The sequence below is a fragment of the Bordetella genomosp. 6 genome (genome assembly GCF_002119705.1).
In the GTDB taxonomy this organism is placed as follows: Bacteria; Pseudomonadota; Gammaproteobacteria; order Burkholderiales; family Burkholderiaceae_B; genus Bordetella; species Bordetella bronchiseptica_F.
In genome coordinates this window covers 2,399,916-2,414,042 of sequence record NZ_CP021107.1, presented here as the reverse complement: position 1 = coordinate 2,414,042, position 14,127 = coordinate 2,399,916, and the positions used below count along the sequence as shown (strand labels likewise).

General features: G+C 69.7%; 13 protein-coding genes. 8 read left to right on the top strand and 5 right to left on the bottom strand.

What is annotated here, in order from left to right:
- Positions 1-5 precede the first annotated feature (5 nt).
- The 8 genes from CAL11_RS11260 to CAL11_RS11225 all read left to right on the top strand — a co-directional run bounded on the left by CAL11_RS11260 (position 6) and on the right by CAL11_RS11225 (position 7,329).
- A complete protein-coding gene (locus CAL11_RS11260; protein WP_086092981.1) occupies positions 6-776 on the top strand; it encodes a TatD family hydrolase in 771 nt (256 codons plus the stop codon).
- Between the two features lie 48 nt (positions 777-824).
- Positions 825-1,658, top strand: coding sequence for an ankyrin repeat domain-containing protein (locus tag CAL11_RS11255; protein WP_086092980.1), 834 nt, complete (start codon positions 825-827; stop codon positions 1,656-1,658).
- 248 nt (positions 1,659-1,906) lie between these two features.
- Positions 1,907-2,644, top strand: a complete 738-nt coding sequence (locus CAL11_RS11250; RefSeq protein WP_033465152.1) for an IclR family transcriptional regulator — start codon at positions 1,907-1,909, stop codon at positions 2,642-2,644.
- A gap of 74 nt (positions 2,645-2,718) precedes the next feature.
- Positions 2,719-3,462: a glutamine ABC transporter substrate-binding protein gene (locus tag CAL11_RS11245; protein WP_033465149.1), complete on the top strand. Its 744-nt coding sequence runs from the start codon at positions 2,719-2,721 to the stop codon at positions 3,460-3,462.
- The gene (locus CAL11_RS11240; protein ID WP_003811721.1) at positions 3,459-4,127 is read left to right on the top strand and encodes an amino acid ABC transporter permease; all 669 of its coding nucleotides are present in this window, start codon (positions 3,459-3,461) and stop codon (positions 4,125-4,127) included. Before CAL11_RS11245 ends, CAL11_RS11240 begins: the two co-directional genes overlap by 4 nt.
- Positions 4,124-4,897, top strand: a complete 774-nt coding sequence (locus CAL11_RS11235; protein WP_033465147.1) for an amino acid ABC transporter ATP-binding protein — start codon at positions 4,124-4,126, stop codon at positions 4,895-4,897. The genes CAL11_RS11240 and CAL11_RS11235 overlap by 4 nt, the downstream gene beginning before the upstream one ends.
- Positions 4,894-5,847, top strand: coding sequence for a formimidoylglutamase (hutG, locus tag CAL11_RS11230; protein WP_033465144.1), 954 nt, complete (start codon positions 4,894-4,896; stop codon positions 5,845-5,847). Before CAL11_RS11235 ends, hutG begins: the two co-directional genes overlap by 4 nt.
- 192 nt (positions 5,848-6,039) lie before the next feature.
- Positions 6,040-7,329, top strand: coding sequence for a Glu/Leu/Phe/Val family dehydrogenase (locus tag CAL11_RS11225; RefSeq protein WP_086092979.1), 1,290 nt, complete (start codon positions 6,040-6,042; stop codon positions 7,327-7,329).
- 75 nt (positions 7,330-7,404) lie between these two features.
- On the opposite strand, the gene CAL11_RS11220 is transcribed toward CAL11_RS11225, so the two are convergent.
- The 5 genes from CAL11_RS11220 to CAL11_RS11200 are packed head-to-tail and all read right to left on the bottom strand — an operon-like array spanning position 7,405 to position 14,126.
- Positions 7,405-8,901, bottom strand: coding sequence for an aldehyde dehydrogenase (locus CAL11_RS11220; RefSeq protein WP_086092978.1), 1,497 nt, complete (start codon positions 8,899-8,901; stop codon positions 7,405-7,407).
- 49 nt (positions 8,902-8,950) lie between these two features.
- Complete coding sequence (locus CAL11_RS11215) at positions 8,951-10,195, bottom strand: Zn-dependent hydrolase (RefSeq protein ID WP_086092977.1); 1,245 nt, start codon at positions 10,193-10,195, stop codon at positions 8,951-8,953.
- Positions 10,196-10,204: 9 nt separating this feature from the next.
- On the bottom strand, positions 10,205-11,914 hold the full coding sequence (locus tag CAL11_RS11210; protein ID WP_086092976.1) for a thiamine pyrophosphate-binding protein: 1,710 nt from the start codon (positions 11,912-11,914) through the stop codon (positions 10,205-10,207).
- The gene (locus CAL11_RS11205; RefSeq protein ID WP_033465129.1) at positions 11,911-12,846 is read right to left on the bottom strand and encodes an HpcH/HpaI aldolase/citrate lyase family protein; all 936 of its coding nucleotides are present in this window, start codon (positions 12,844-12,846) and stop codon (positions 11,911-11,913) included. The genes CAL11_RS11210 and CAL11_RS11205 overlap by 4 nt, the downstream gene beginning before the upstream one ends.
- Positions 12,843-14,126 carry a TRAP transporter large permease gene (locus tag CAL11_RS11200; RefSeq protein ID WP_086092975.1) on the bottom strand — a complete coding sequence of 428 codons (1,284 nt, stop codon included), beginning with the start codon at positions 14,124-14,126 and terminating at the stop codon, positions 12,843-12,845. The genes CAL11_RS11205 and CAL11_RS11200 overlap by 4 nt, the downstream gene beginning before the upstream one ends.
- Between the last annotated feature and the right edge of the window lies 1 nt (position 14,127).

Sequence of the window (14,127 nt, the reverse complement as noted above, 5' to 3'; positions counted from 1 at the left end):
TCCGTATGTACGTAGACTCCCACTGTCATCTGAATTTTCCCGAATTGGCGCAAGACCTGCCGGCCGTGCTGGACCGCATGGCCGCCAACCAGGTCACCCACGCGCTGGTGGTCAGCGTCAACATGCCGGACTGGCCTGGCCTGATGCAATTGGTCGAGCCGCACGGCAACCTCTGGGCGTCGGTGGGGGTGCACCCCGACTATGAAGACACGCCCGACCCCGAGCCCGCCGAGCTGGAGCGCCTGGCCGCGCACCCCAAGGTGGTGGCCATCGGCGAGACCGGGCTGGACTATTACCGCCTGAGCGAGCCGCTGGACTGGCAGCGTGAGCGCTTTCGCCGCCACATCCGCGCCGCGCGCGCCACCGGCCTGCCGCTGATCGTGCATACGCGCGCCTCGGCGCAGGACACGGTGCGCGTGCTGCGCGAAGAGGGCGCCGACGCGGTCGGCGGCGTGATGCACTGTTTCACCGAGTCCTGGGACATCGCTCAGCAGGCCATGGCGCTGAATTTCCATATCTCGCTTTCGGGCATCGTGACGTTCAAGAACGCGCAGCTCGTGCATGAGGTCGCCGCCAATATGCCGCTGGACCGGCTGCTGATCGAGACCGACTCGCCGTACCTGGCGCCGGTGCCATACCGGGGCAAGCTGAACGATCCGTCCAAGGTGATCCATGTGGCCGAGAAGATCGCCGAGCTCAAGGGCATTCCGGTGGCCGAGGTGGCTCAGGCGTCTACCGAAAATTTCTTCAAACTTTTCAATAAGATAAAGAGATAATTTAATCTGATTTATTTAAAGTGAATTCAAGATTATGGCGGTAGCCCCATGAAACCCTTGCATACCCGTTTGCTGCGCTGGCGCGGCGCCGCGGCCGGCGGCCTGCTTGCCGGCGCGCTGCTGGCCAGCCCCGCCTGGGCGGCCAAGCAGGCCGACTGGTGGGTGTACGTCCATAACGACAAGGCCCGCGACATCGGCGCCTTGCTGGCGGCGGGCGCCGATCCCAACGTGCGCTACGGCAATGGCCAGCCGGCCATCATGCGGGCGGTGGTCGACAACGCCTGGGAGGTGTTCGATGTGCTGGCGGCCAACCGCCGCACCGACCTCAACGCCGAGAACCCGGCGGGCGAAACGCCCTTGATGTACCTGGCGGTGGCGGGGCAGACCGAGCGCGCGCAGGCGCTGATCGCGCGCGGCGCGCAGGTCAACCGGCTGGGCTGGACGCCGCTGCACTATGCGGCGTCGAAGGGTCGGCTGGAGACCGCGCGCATGCTGCTGGGCAAGCAGGCGCTGGTCAACGCGCCGTCGCCCGACGGCACCACGCCGCTGATGATGGCCGCGTATTCGGGCGATCGCCGCACGGTGCAGTTGCTGCTGGATGCGGGCGCCGATATCACGACGCGCAACCTGAAGGGCATGAGCGCGGCCGACTGGGCCGCCTTCGGCAAGTCCGAGGCGCTGGCGCGCGAGCTCAAGCCCATGATCGCCCGCGCCGAGGCCGAACGGCAGGCGCGCCATGGCGCGGTGGCCACGCCCCGGCTGGCCCCGGCCGCCGAGACGCCGCCCGCGGCGCAACCCGCGGCCGCGCCTGCCGCGGCGCCGCAAGGCGAAGGCCGCACGCTGTCCGGCGTGTCGGGCGTGCGCCTGAACTCCTACGACTAACCCGGGTGCCTGTCCCCGGATGGGGACTGGCACCCGCCAACTTCTCGGTGCCTGTCCCTGCGCGGACAGGCACCCTGGCAGGGGGCAGCCTCCCTGTTCCTGCTTCCCCCCTGATCATGTGCCGCCCACCCGGGCGGCATTTTTTTTGCTCGGGGTTTTCCCTAGAAATTCTCATAAATTGAGAATGAATTCTGAGAAAATGGGAAAAACTGAATAATCTGCGCACGCAATCTCAAGGAACGACCGACATGCAAGAACAAGCCATCGCGGGTGGCGCCGAGCGCGTGCTGTACGTGCTGGCCACGCTGGCGCGCGAAGAGGCCCCGCTGACCGTGGCGGCGCTGGCCGAGCGCACCGGCCTGGCCCAGAGCACGCTGTACCGGCAGGTGGCCCTGCTCAAGCGCTGGGGGTTCGTGCTGGAGCAGGCCGGCGCCTATACGCCGGGCCCCCTGTGCGTGCAACTGGCGCGCGGCTTCGACCAGTCTTCCTATCTGATCCAGGAAGCCTTGCCCGACATGACCCGCCTGGCCGCCGATTCGGGCGAGACGGTGGGCTTGCTGGTGGCCATGTCCGACCAGGCGGTCTGCCTGGAGATGGTCGAAAGCCGGCATCCGCTGCGCTGCTCGTTCGTCAAGGGTCGCGGCCTGCCGCTGGCGCGGGGGGCCTCGGCCAAGTCGCTGATGGCGTTCATGGCGCCGGCGCGCCTGCAGGGGCGGCTGCACGAACTGGCCGGGCAGGGCGTCGACGCCGCCGCGCTGGCGCGCGACCTGGAGGCGATCCGCGCCGCCGGCTACGCGGTCAGCGACAGCGAGGTCGACGCCGGCGTGTGGGGCTGCAGCGCGCCGGTGTTCGAGCGGCCGCACCAGGCCGCCGGCTCGGTCACCCTGATGGCGCCTTCGACGCGCGTGGCCGACCGCACCACGACCCTGATCAACCTGACGCTGGCGGCCGCCAAACGCATTTCCAGCCGCTTGCAGCATTCCTGACGTACCCCTGTGGCCGTATCCATCCATACGGCCTTCTTCATTCCAACGCCGTATCCATCACCAAAGGAAGCATCATGACGACTCGCCGCCAACTGCTGACCGCCGCCCTGACCCTGAGCCTGGCCTGGGGCGCCGGCGCCGCGCATGCCCAGGAAACCATCCGCGCCGTGACCGACGCGACGTTCCCGCCCATGGAATTCGTCAAGGACGGCAAGCGCACGGGCTTCGATATCGAACTGGTCGAAGCGCTGGCCCAGGCCATGGGCAAGAAAGTCGAATGGATCGACATCGACTTCAAGGGCCTGATCCCGGCGCTGCAGGCCGGCCGCGCCGACATCGCGGTGTCGGCCATCTACATCACCGCCGAGCGCCAGAAAGTGGTGGATTTCACCGACCCGTACTATGCGGGCGGCCTGGTGGTGCTGACCAAGAAGGACGGTCCGATCAAGTCGCTCAAGGACCTGGAAGGCCGCAAGGTGTCGGTGCAGGTGGGCACCAAATCGGTCAACTACCTGAAGGAGCATTTCCCCAAGGTGCAGCGCGTCGAGGTCGAGAAGAACCAGGAGATGTTCAATCTGGTGCAGATCGGCCGCGCCGATGCGGCCGTGACCGGCAAGCCGGCGGCCAAGCTGTTCGCGCAAAGCACGCAGGACTTGACCGTGCTGGCCGAGCAGATCACCACCGAGGAGTACGGCATCGCCGTGCCGAAGTCCAAGTCCGGGCTGACCCGCGAGCTCAACGAGGCCCTCAAGAAACTGAAGGCTGACGGCACCTACGAGCGCATCGTCAACAAGTGGTTCGAGGCGCAGGCCAAATGATGCTGGATTTCGCGCCTGTCTTTGCCGACTTCGACGCATTGCTGCGCGGCGCCGTCGTCACCGTCGAGGTGACGGCCTGCGCGCTGCTGCTGGGCTGCGTCATCGGCCTGCTGGTCGGGGTCGGCCGCCTCAACCCGCAGCGCCGCTTCATCTACAACCTGTGCAGCGTATACCTGCTGTTCTTCCGCGGCACGCCGCTGCTGGTGCAGCTGTTCATCTGGTTCTTCGGGCTGCCGCAGTTCGGCATCACGCTGCCGGCGTTCGCCTGCGGCGTGCTCGGCCTGGGCATCTATTCGGGCGCCTACGTCTCGGAAATCGTGCGCGGCGCCATCCAGTCGGTCGATCGCGGCCAGATGGAGGCGGCCCGCTCGCTGGGCATGTCCTCCGCGCAGGCCATGCGTATCATCATCCTGCCGCAGGCCGTGGTGCGCATGATTCCGCCGCTGGGCAACGAGTTCATCGCCCTGATCAAGAATTCCGCGCTGGTTTCGCTGCTGACGATCCACGACCTGATGCATGAAGGCCAGAAGATCATCAGCGTGTCGTATCGCTCGCTCGAGACCTATCTGGTGGTCGCCCTGATTTACCTGGTGTTGACGACCGCGACGACGACGATCCTGCGCCGGATCGAACATCGCCTGCGCGCGGGAGGGATGGTGCAATGAGTACGCAAGAAATGATCCGCATCCGCGGACTGCGCAAGGCCTATGGCGAGCACGAAGTGCTGCGCGGCATCGATTTCAATGTCGAGGCCTCGCAGGTGGTGGTGGTGATCGGGCCCAGCGGCTCGGGCAAGAGCACGCTCTTGCGCTGCTGCAACGGCCTGGAGGTGGCGCAGGGCGGCACCATCGACATCTGCGGCCACAACCTGCTCAAGGATGGCCGGCTGCTGCCCGAGGCGGAGCTCAATCGCCTGCGCATGCAGGTCGGGATGGTGTTCCAGGGCTTCAACCTGTTTCCGCACCTGTCGGTGCTGGACAATGTGACGATCGGGCCGCGCACGCTGCGCGGCATGAGCCGGACGCAGGCCGAGGAGCTGGGCGGCGACCTGCTGGCCAAGGTGGGGCTGCGCGAGAAGATGGCGGCCATGCCCGGATCGCTGTCGGGCGGCCAGAAGCAGCGCGTGGCGATCGCCCGCGCGCTGGCGATGCAGCCGCGCGTGATGCTGTTCGACGAGCCCACGTCGGCGCTCGACCCGGAACTGGTGGGCGAGGTGCTGCAGGTCATGAAGCTGCTGGCCCGCGAAGGCATGACCATGATGGTGGTCACGCACGAAATGGGCTTCGCGCGCGAAGTGGCCGATGTGGTGGCGGTGATGGATGGCGGCAGCATCGTCGAGTCAGGTCCGCCCGAGCTGATTTTCAGCCAGCCGCGCGAGGCGCGTACCCGCGCCTTCCTGCAGGCGGTGCTGAGCGCATCGCAGGGGGCGGCATGAGCCTGGCCAATGATTCCGCGCCCATCTGGACCGCGCGCGACGACAGCGGCGAGCGTGGCGATACGCGCCGCCTGGCGCACATCGTCGCGCCGGGGCAGGACGCCGGCGCCGGCGATCCGGCGGTGCTGGGCTTTGCCTGCGATGCCGGCGTGGCTCGCAACCAGGGAAGGCGCGGCGCGGCGCTGGCGCCGCGCGCCATCCGGCGCATGATGGCCGGCTTGCCGGCGCACAATCTGCGGCGCCTGGTCGACGCCGGCGACGTGGTGTGCGAGGGCGAGCAGCTCGAGGCGGCGCAGGATGCGCTGGCCGGCCGTGTGGCGGCGCTGCTGCAGGCCGGCGCACGGCCGGTGGTGCTGGGCGGCGGGCACGAGATCGCCTGGGGCAGTTTCCAGGGCTTGCGGCGCTGGCTGGACGCGCGCGGCGACCGCGAACCGGTGCTGGTGCTCAACCTTGACGCGCATTTCGACCTGCGCACGGGGCGGCCGGGCAGCTCGGGCACGCCGTTCGACCAGATCGCCGAGTATTGCGCGGCGCATGGGCACGCGCTGCAGTACGCCTGCCTGGGCGTCTCGCCGCTGGGCAACACGCCCGCGCTCTATGCGCGGGCGGCCGAGATCGGCGCCGTCTGGGTGGAAGACCGCCACATGCAGGAAGCCCACCTGGGCGAACGCCTGGCCCAGCTCGATACCCTGCTGGCGGCGGCCGGCCACGTGTATCTGACCATCGACCTGGACGTGCTGCCGGCGGCGACCGCGCCCGGGGTTTCGGCGCCCGCGCCCTACGGCGTGCCGCTGGCGGTGGTGGAGGAGGTGGCGATGCGCGTGCGCGACAGCGGCAAGCTGCGCCTGGCCGACCTGGCCGAGTGCAATCCGGCCTACGACATCGACCACCGCACGGCGCGCGTGGCGGCGCGCCTGGCGTGGCGCCTGCTGGGCGGCGCCGCGCGGTAGACGACGGGCCCGCCACGGGCTTAGGATGTGGACGTTGGCCGTCCGGATCGGCCCGATCCGGACGGCCTGTCCGAAGGTTGTCGCAGGGTGCGCTGTTTTAATACGTCACCAATAAATATTTATCTCTTTTTATTGGGGTCGTAGTCGGTTTCGTGGAAAAATAAGCGCAACCTCAGCCCGGAGATCCTCTCTATGTCCCAAGCTCCCGCCCATGCCTTGCCCTCATACCTGGATGCCGAGCATCTGGGCCCCTGGGGGATCTACCTGCAGCAAGTCGACCGCGTCACGCCGTACCTGGGGCCGCTGGCCCGCTGGGTCGAGACGCTCAAGCGCCCCAAGCGCGCGCTGATCGTGGACGTGCCGATCGAAATGGACGACGGCACCATCGCCCACTTCGAGGGTTACCGCGTCCAGCACAATACCTCGCGCGGCCCGGGCAAGGGCGGAGTGCGCTTCCACCAGGACGTGACCCTGTCCGAAGTGATGGCGCTGGCGGCCTGGATGTCGATCAAGAACGCCGCCGTCAACCTGCCATACGGCGGCGCCAAGGGCGGGGTGCGGGTCGACCCGCGCACGCTGTCGCACTCCGAGCTCGAGCGCATGACGCGCCGCTACACCTCGGAGATCGGCGTCATCATCGGGCCGTCCAAGGACATCCCGGCCCCCGACGTGAACACCAACGCCCAGACCATGGCGTGGATGATGGACACGTATTCCATGAACGAGGGCGCCACCGCCACCGGCGTGGTGACCGGCAAGCCGATCGCCCTGGGCGGCAGCCTGGGCCGGGTCGAGGCCACCGGCCGCGGCGTGTTCGTGGTCGGCTGCGAGGCGGCGCGCGACCTGGATATCGACGTATCCAAGGCCCGCATCGTGGTGCAGGGGTTCGGCAACGTCGGCGGCACCGCGGCGCGCCTGTTCCACGAGGCCGGCGCCAAGGTGATCGCGGTGCAGGACCACACCGGCACCATCCACAACGACGGCGGGCTGGACGTGCACAAGCTGCTGGCGCACGTCGGCAACCAGGGCGGCGTGGCCGGTTTCACCGGCGCGCAGCAGCTGGCCGACGACGATTTCTGGGGATTGGAGACCGATTTCCTGATCCCCGCTGCTTTAGAGGGACAGATTAACGAGAGCAACGCCGCCAAGGTGCGCGCCAAGATCGTGGTCGAGGGCGCCAACGGGCCGACCACCCCGGAAGCCGACGACATCCTGCGCGAAAACGGCGTCTACGTAGTGCCCGACGTGCTGGCCAACGCCGGCGGCGTGACGGTCAGCTACTTCGAGTGGGTGCAGGACTTCTCCAGCTTCTTCTGGAGCGAGGAGGAGATCAACCAGCGGCTCGAGCGCCTGATGCGCGAGGCCTACAGCGCCGTGTCGCAGGTGGCCAAGGAACACAAGGTCACCCTGCGCACCGCGGCCTTCATCGTGGCGTGCACCCGCATCCTGCAGGCGCGCCAGGTGCGCGGGCTGTACCCCTGATCGATGCGCGGCGGGCCCGGCGCGGCCCGCATCGGCGCGCAAGGCAGCCGGCCCCGCGAGGGGCCGGCGCCGTTTTCAGCGCAGGCTGATCCAGGTGGTCTTGAGGTCGCTGTACTTGTCCATCGCGTGCAGCGACTTGTCGCGCCCGAAGCCGGACTGCTTGACGCCGCCGAAGGGCACCGTGATGTCGCCATCGGCATAGCAGTTGACCCACACCAGCCCGGCGCGCAGGCGGCGCGACAGGCGGTGCGCGCGGCCGAGATCGGCGGTCCACAGCCCGGCGCCCAGCCCGTAGATGGAGTCGTTGGCCAGCGCGATGGCCTCGTCCTCGTCGGCGAAGCCTTGCGCGGCCAGCACCGGCCCGAAGATTTCCTCGCGCACCAGCGAGTTGTCCTGGCCGGGGCAATCGAAGATGGTCGGTTCGATGTAGTAGCCGCCGCTGTCGGCAAGCACTTGCCGCCCGCCCAGGCGCAGCCGCGCGCCTTCGCGGGCCCCCGCGGCGATGCGGGCCATGACCGCCTGCGTCTGGCGCTCGTCGACCATGGCGCCCAGCGCGCTGTCCGGGTCCAGCGGATCGCCGGGGCGCAGGGTGGCGGCGAAGGCGGCGACTTTGTCCATGAAGGCATCGTAGATGCCGTGCTGCACGTACAGGCGCGAACCGGCGATGCAGACCTCGCCCTGGTTGGAGAAGATCGCCAGCGCGGCCACCTGGGCCGCGCGGTCCAGGTCGGGGCAGTCGGCGAATACGATATGGGGCGACTTGCCGCCGCACTCCAGCCAGACGCGCTTGAGATTGGACTGGCCCGAGTAGGTCATGAAGCGCTTGCCGGTCGCCGTCGAGCCGGTGAAGGCGATGCAGTCGACATCCGGGTGCAGGCCGAGCGCCTGCCCGGCCTGCGCGCCCAGGCCGGGCACGACGCTGAACACGCCGGGCGGGATGCCGGCCTGTTCGGCCAGGGCGGCCAGCCGCAGCGCCGACAGCGAGGCCTGTTCCGCCGGCTTGAGAATGACGCTGTTGCCCACGGCCAGCGCCGGCGCCACTTTCCAGGCCGCCATCATCAAGGGGTAGTTCCACGGCACCACGGCGGCCACCACGCCCAGCGGCTCGCGCGTGATGGTGGCCAGCGCGTCGGCGCCGGTGGGCGCGATCTCGTCGTAGCGCTTGTCGATGGCCTCGGCGTACCAGGCGTAGCAACGGGCGGTCTCGGGCAGGTCGAAGGCCAGGGCGTCGCGGATCGGCTTGCCCATGTCCAGCGTTTCGAGCAGCGCCAGTTCTTCCTGGTGTTCGGCGATCAGCGCGGCCAGGCGCAGCAGGCGGTTCTTGCGCTCGCGCGGGGCCAGGCCGCTCCAGACGCCGGCCTCGAAGGCGCGGCGCGCGGCGGCCACCGCGCGGTCCACGTCGGCCGCCCCGCAGGCGGCGACATCGGCCAGCTTGCGGCCGTCGATCGGGCTGTGCGCGGCGAAGGTGGCGCCGTCGGCGGCGTCGCAGTAGGCGCCGTCGATATAGGCGCGGCCTTCGGGGGCGAGGGCGGCGGCTTGCGCGCGCCAGTAGGCGGAATCGTGCAGGGTCATGGGAGTCGGATGCGGGCAGGCCCGGCGGCGCGCCGCCGGGCGGGGTGAATCAGCGCGGCGCGTTGGCGCGCGCCACCATGGCGTCGAGCAGCACGTTGCAGCCGGCCTCCAGGTGGGCGGGCTGGGCGTCCTCGATTTCGTTGTGGCTGATGCCGTCCTTGCAGGGCACGAAGATCATCGCCGTGGGCGCGACCGCGGCCATGTAGACCGCGTCGTGGCCGGCGCCGGTCACGATGTCCATGGCCGGCAGGCCGCGGCGCTGCGCGCCGTCGCGCACCTTGCCGACCAGGTCGGGATGGAAGGGCGTGGGCGCGAAGTACTGCACCTGCTCGCACTGCACCGAGACGGCATGCCGCGCGGCCGTGTCGGCGCAGGCCTGGCGCCACAGCGCGTCCATGGCGGCGAGCGTGGCTTCGTCCTCGTGGCGCAGGTCCACCGTGAAGCGCACCTGGCCGGGAATCACGTTGCGCGAGCCGGGGTAGGCGTGGATTTCGCCCACCGTGCCGCGGCCGTGCGGCTGGTGCGCGTTGGCGATCTCGACCACCGCCTGCAGCAGATGGCTGGCCGCGTACAGCGCGTCCTTGCGGATCGGCATCGGGGTGGGCCCGGCGTGCATCTCCATGCCTTGCACCACCACGTCGTACCAGCGCACGCCCAGCGAGCCGGTCACCACGCCGACGATCCTGTCCTCATGTTCCAGGATGGGGCCTTGCTCGATGTGCGCCTCGAAGTAGGCGTCCACCGCGCGTCCGCCCACCGGGTCGGCGCCGGCATAGCCGATGGCGCGCAGCTCGTCGGCGACCGACTTGCCCTCGGCGTCGCGCGCGTTCAGCGCGGTCTCGAGCGGGAATTTGCCGGCGAACACGCCCGAGCCCATCATCACGGGCAGAAAGCGCGAGCCTTCCTCGTTGGTCCAGATCGCCACTTCCAGCGGCGCGTCGGTCTGCACGCCGTGGTCATTGAGGGTGCGCATGACTTCCAGCCCGGCCAGCACGCCGTAGCAGCCGTCGAACTTGCCGCCGGTGGGCTGGGTGTCGATGTGGCTGCCGGTCATGACCGGCGCGCGCGAGGCGTCGCGTCCGGCGCGGCGCGCGAAGATGTTGCCGACCTGGTCCACGCGCACGGTCAGGCCCGCGTCGCGCATCCAGCCCGCGACCAGATCACGGCCCTGGCCGTCGAGCGCGGTCAGCGCCAGGCGGCAGTTGCCGCCCTTGGCCGTGGCGCCGATGCGCGCCAGGTCCATCAGCGACTGCCACAGCCGCTGTCCATCGATGGAGATAGGAGTGTTGCTCATGTCTTTACCTCATTGCACGCCGGCGGCCTGGGCCTGGGCGGCCTGGCGGATTTCCGTCAGGGTCTGGCCCGGCGCGATGCCGTCGGCTTCGTAGCGGATTTCCAATAGCGCCGGCAATTGCTCGCGCTCGGCGAAGGCGCGGGCGCGTTCGAAGGCCGGGCCGAAGTCCTCGGTGCGCTCGACCGCTTCGCCGTAGCCGCCGTAGGCGCGCGCGAATTGGGTGAAATCGGGGTTCTGGAAGTCCAGGGCAATGGCGCGGCCCGGGAAGTCGCGTTCCTGGTGCGCGCGGATGGTGCCCCAGATGCCGTTGTTGAACACCAGCACCACCACGCCGACGCGGTATTGCAGCGCCACGCCGAGTTCCTGCATGTTCATCTGGAAGCAGCCGTCGCCGGCGTAGCACACCACGGTGCGTGCGGGGTTTTCCAGCTTGGCCGAAATGGCGGCCGGCAGGCCGTAGCCCATCGAGCCGACGGTGGGCGCCAGGCTGGTGCCCGGGCCGGTGAACTGGCGGTAGCGGTGCGGGTACAGCGCGTAATTGCCCGCGCCCACGGTGATGCAGGCGTCGGCCGGGATGTGCTGGTTGACGTAGGCGGCGGCGCTGTCGAGATTGAGCGGGCCGGGCGAGGGCAGCGGGGCGAGCGTGGCCAGGTATTCGGCGTGCGCGGCGCGCACGGCCTGCGCGCGGCTGGCGCGGTGCCCTGGCCGCAGCGCGTCGAGCGAGGCCGCGAAGCCGGCCGGGTCGGCCACGATGCCCAGGGTCGGCGCGAACACCCGGCCCAGTTCGTTGGGGTCGGGGTACACGTGCACCAGCCGCTGGCGCGGCAGCGGGCTTTCGATGACGGTATAGCCTTCGGTGGTGGCCTCGCCCATGCGCGTGCCCACCGCCAGGACCAGGTCCGCGCCGGCGATGCGCTGGCGCAGTTCCGGCGCCATGGCCCAGCCGACGTGGCCGGCGGCATTGGGATGGCGCTGGTCGAAGCATTCCAGGCGGCGCCAGGCCGTGCCCACCGGCAGCTCGAAGCGCTCGGCGAACGCGGCGGCCTGTCCGATGGCCTCGGCGCTCCAGCCCGCGCCGCCCAGCAGCATGAAGGGCCGTTCGGCCTGGTCCAGCAATTCGACCATGCGCGCCAGGTCGGCCGCGCCGGGCAGGCTGCGCGCGCGCTGGTAGCGCGGCATGTCGGCCACGCGGGCGCGGCCCCACAGCGTGTCCTCGGGCAGCGCCAGCACCACCGGCCCGGGCCGGCCGCTGGTGGCCACCGCGAAGGCGCGCGCGATGAATTCGGGAATCCGCTCGGTGCGGTCGATCTGCGCGACCCATTTGGCCATCTGGCCGAACATGCGGCGGTAGTCGATTTCCTGGAACGCCTCGCGTTCCATGAAGTCGTTGCCGACCTGGCCGATGAACAGGATCATCGGCGTCGAATCCTGGTAGGCCGTATGCACGCCGATGCTGGCGTTGGTGGCGCCGGGGCCGCGGGTGACGAAGCAGATGCCGGGCTCGCCGGTCAGCTTGCCATAGGCCTCGGCCATGTAGGCCGCGCCGCTTTCCTGGCGGCAGACGATGGCGTCGATGGCGCCGCGATGCTCGTTCAGGGCGTCGATGCAGGGCAGGTAGCTCTCGCCGGGAATCATGAACACGCGGCGCGCGCCGTGCACGCGCAGCTGCTGCATCAGGATCTGGCCGCCGTTGCGCTCGGGCAGGGCTGGCGTGGTCATGACTGCTCTCCTTGGGGCTCGCGGGCGCGCGCCGCGCGCGCCGCCCATTGTTCGAATTCGGCGTGGCGCGCCAGCAGGCGGCGCGCGGTGTTGTAGTCGGGCGGGTCGACGCGCGCGCCGGCGTCGCGGCCGTCGCGCTGCGCCTCGAAGCGCGCCACCAAGTCGCGCGCGCCGGCCACGCGGGCCGCGTCCGGGGTGAAGGCGGCGTGAATGGCGGGCACCTGTTCGGCGAACACGGCGCACTTGGATTTCAGGCCGATGCGGCGCGCCCACAGCAGGTCGGCCTGCTGGGCGGCGGCGTCGCGGTAGTTGAACGGGCAGTCGATCGGCAGGCAGCCGGCCGCCACGCAATCGACCAGGAAGCGCGCGCGCACGGCGTGCAGCTCGATGCCGTCGGGGCCGCGCTCGGCGCCCAGGCTGGCGGTCAGGTCCTCGGCGGCCAGCAGGCAGGCCGATACGCGCGGGCTGGCCGTCAGGATCTCGCAGGCGCGCGTCACGCCCAGCGCCGATTCCAGCGTCGGCACGATCTCGGTGCCGCCCGGCGCCAGGCCGGCCTCGGCCTCGCAGGCCGAGATGGCGCGGTCCAGCGCGGCGATCTGCGCCGCGCTTTCGGCGTGCGGCAGGAAAATCGCGTCCGGCGCGCCGGCCATGATGCCGCGCAGGTCGTCCAGGCCGTCCTCTTCCAGCTTGTTGATGCGCACCGCGCCGATCACGCCGGCGGCGCGGCATTGCGCCAGCAGCGCCACGATGCGGCGGCGCGCGGCCGGGCGGTCGGCCGGCGCGGTGAACTCTTCCAGGTCGGCCACCAGCGCGTCGGCGCCGCTGGCCAGGCCGGCCGCCTGGGCCTGCTCCAGCAGGCCGGGAACGAACATCCAGCTGCGGCGCAGGCTGGCGGGGCGGCGCGGGCCGCCCGGGTTGGCGATGGGGGTCATTGCACGTGCCTCGGCAGGAACAGCACCAGTTCGGGGACGAAGGTCAGCAGCAGCATGACGGCGGTCATGGCCAGCATCATCCAGCTCAGCGGGCGCAGCGTCTGCATCATGTTGATGCCGCCGATCTTGCAGGCCGCCATCAGGTCCACGCCCACCGGCGGGGTGTTGGCGCCGATCGCCATGTTGATCGACAGCAGGATGCCGAAATGCACCGGGTCGATGTTGTAGTGCGCCAGCACCGGCATGACCACGGGCGCCACGATGATGATGACCGGGATGGCCTCCATGAAGGTGCCCAGCAGCAGCAGCACGACCGTCAGCACCAGCAGCACGGCGATCTTGCTGTCGGTCCAGTCCACCAGCAGGCTGGACAGGGCCTGCGGCACCTGTTCGGCCACCAGCACCCAGGCGAACAGGCCCGAGGCGCCGATCAGCAGCAGGATGGACGCGCTGCCTTCGCCGGTCGACTTCAGGCTCTCCCACAGCGACTTCAGGCTGAGCGTGCGGTACCAGAAAAAGCCCACCAGCAGCGCATAGACGATGGCGCTGGAAGCGGCTTCGGTGGCGGTGAAGATGCCGAAGCGGATGCCGCCGATGATCAGCACGGGCACCATCAGCGCGGGCAGGGCGTCGATGGCGGCGGCGCGCAGCTCGCTCCACGAGAACGGCTGGCCGCCGGCCCAGTTGTGCTTGCGGGCCTGCCAGATCGCCACGACGATCAGCGAAGCGCCCAGCAGGATGCCGGGAATGATGCCGGCCAGGAACAGCTTGCCCACCGAGGTGTCGGTGATGGTGCCGTAGACGATCAGCACGATGCTGGGCGGGATGATGGTCGAGGTCGCGCCGGCGCTGCCGATCAGCGCGCAGCTGAACCCCTTGTCGTAGCCGCTGCGCGCCATGGCGGGCAGCAGCAGGCTGCCGATGGCGACCACGTCGGCCACGCCCGAGCCCGACAGCGCGCCGAACATCAGGCACGCCAGCACGGCCACCACGGCCAGGCCGCCCTTGATGTCGCCGACGATGGCCGCGCACAGCCGCACGATGCGCTGCGTCAGGCCCGCGCCGTTCATCAGTTGGGCGGCCAGGATGAACAGGGGAATGGCCAGCAGCGTGAAGCTGTCCAGGCCGACCACGTATTGCTGGGCCGCCACCATCATCGGGGCGGCGTCGTAGACGGCCAGGTACGCCAGGCACGCCAGCACCAGCCCGAAGGCGATCGGCATATCGATCAGCACCGTGATCGTGAATACGCCCATCAGGAAAAGGGCACCGGTAGACATC

Bases quoted from the DNA above. Each gene is read 5' to 3' on its own strand.
- CAL11_RS11255 (WP_086092980.1), top strand. From the start codon at position 825: ATGAAACCCTTGCATACCCGTTTGCTGCGCTGGCGCGGCGCCGCGGCC.
- CAL11_RS11225 (WP_086092979.1), top strand. From the start codon at position 6,040: ATGTCCCAAGCTCCCGCCCATGCCTTGCCCTCATACCTGGATGCCGAG.
- hutG (WP_033465144.1), top strand. From the start codon at position 4,894: ATGAGCCTGGCCAATGATTCCGCGCCCATCTGGACCGCGCGCGACGAC.
- CAL11_RS11220 (WP_086092978.1), bottom strand. From the start codon at position 8,901: ATGACCCTGCACGATTCCGCCTACTGGCGCGCGCAAGCCGCCGCCCTC.
- CAL11_RS11215 (WP_086092977.1), bottom strand. From the start codon at position 10,195: ATGAGCAACACTCCTATCTCCATCGATGGACAGCGGCTGTGGCAGTCG.
- CAL11_RS11250 (WP_033465152.1), top strand. From the start codon at position 1,907: ATGCAAGAACAAGCCATCGCGGGTGGCGCCGAGCGCGTGCTGTACGTG.
- CAL11_RS11235 (WP_033465147.1), top strand. From the start codon at position 4,124: ATGAGTACGCAAGAAATGATCCGCATCCGCGGACTGCGCAAGGCCTAT.
- CAL11_RS11245 (WP_033465149.1), top strand. From the start codon at position 2,719: ATGACGACTCGCCGCCAACTGCTGACCGCCGCCCTGACCCTGAGCCTG.
- CAL11_RS11260 (WP_086092981.1), top strand. From the start codon at position 6: ATGTACGTAGACTCCCACTGTCATCTGAATTTTCCCGAATTGGCGCAA.
- CAL11_RS11200 (WP_086092975.1), bottom strand. From the start codon at position 14,126: ATGTCTACCGGTGCCCTTTTCCTGATGGGCGTATTCACGATCACGGTG.
- CAL11_RS11240 (WP_003811721.1), top strand. From the start codon at position 3,459: ATGATGCTGGATTTCGCGCCTGTCTTTGCCGACTTCGACGCATTGCTG.
- CAL11_RS11205 (WP_033465129.1), bottom strand. From the start codon at position 12,846: ATGACCCCCATCGCCAACCCGGGCGGCCCGCGCCGCCCCGCCAGCCTG.
- CAL11_RS11210 (WP_086092976.1), bottom strand. From the start codon at position 11,914: ATGACCACGCCAGCCCTGCCCGAGCGCAACGGCGGCCAGATCCTGATG.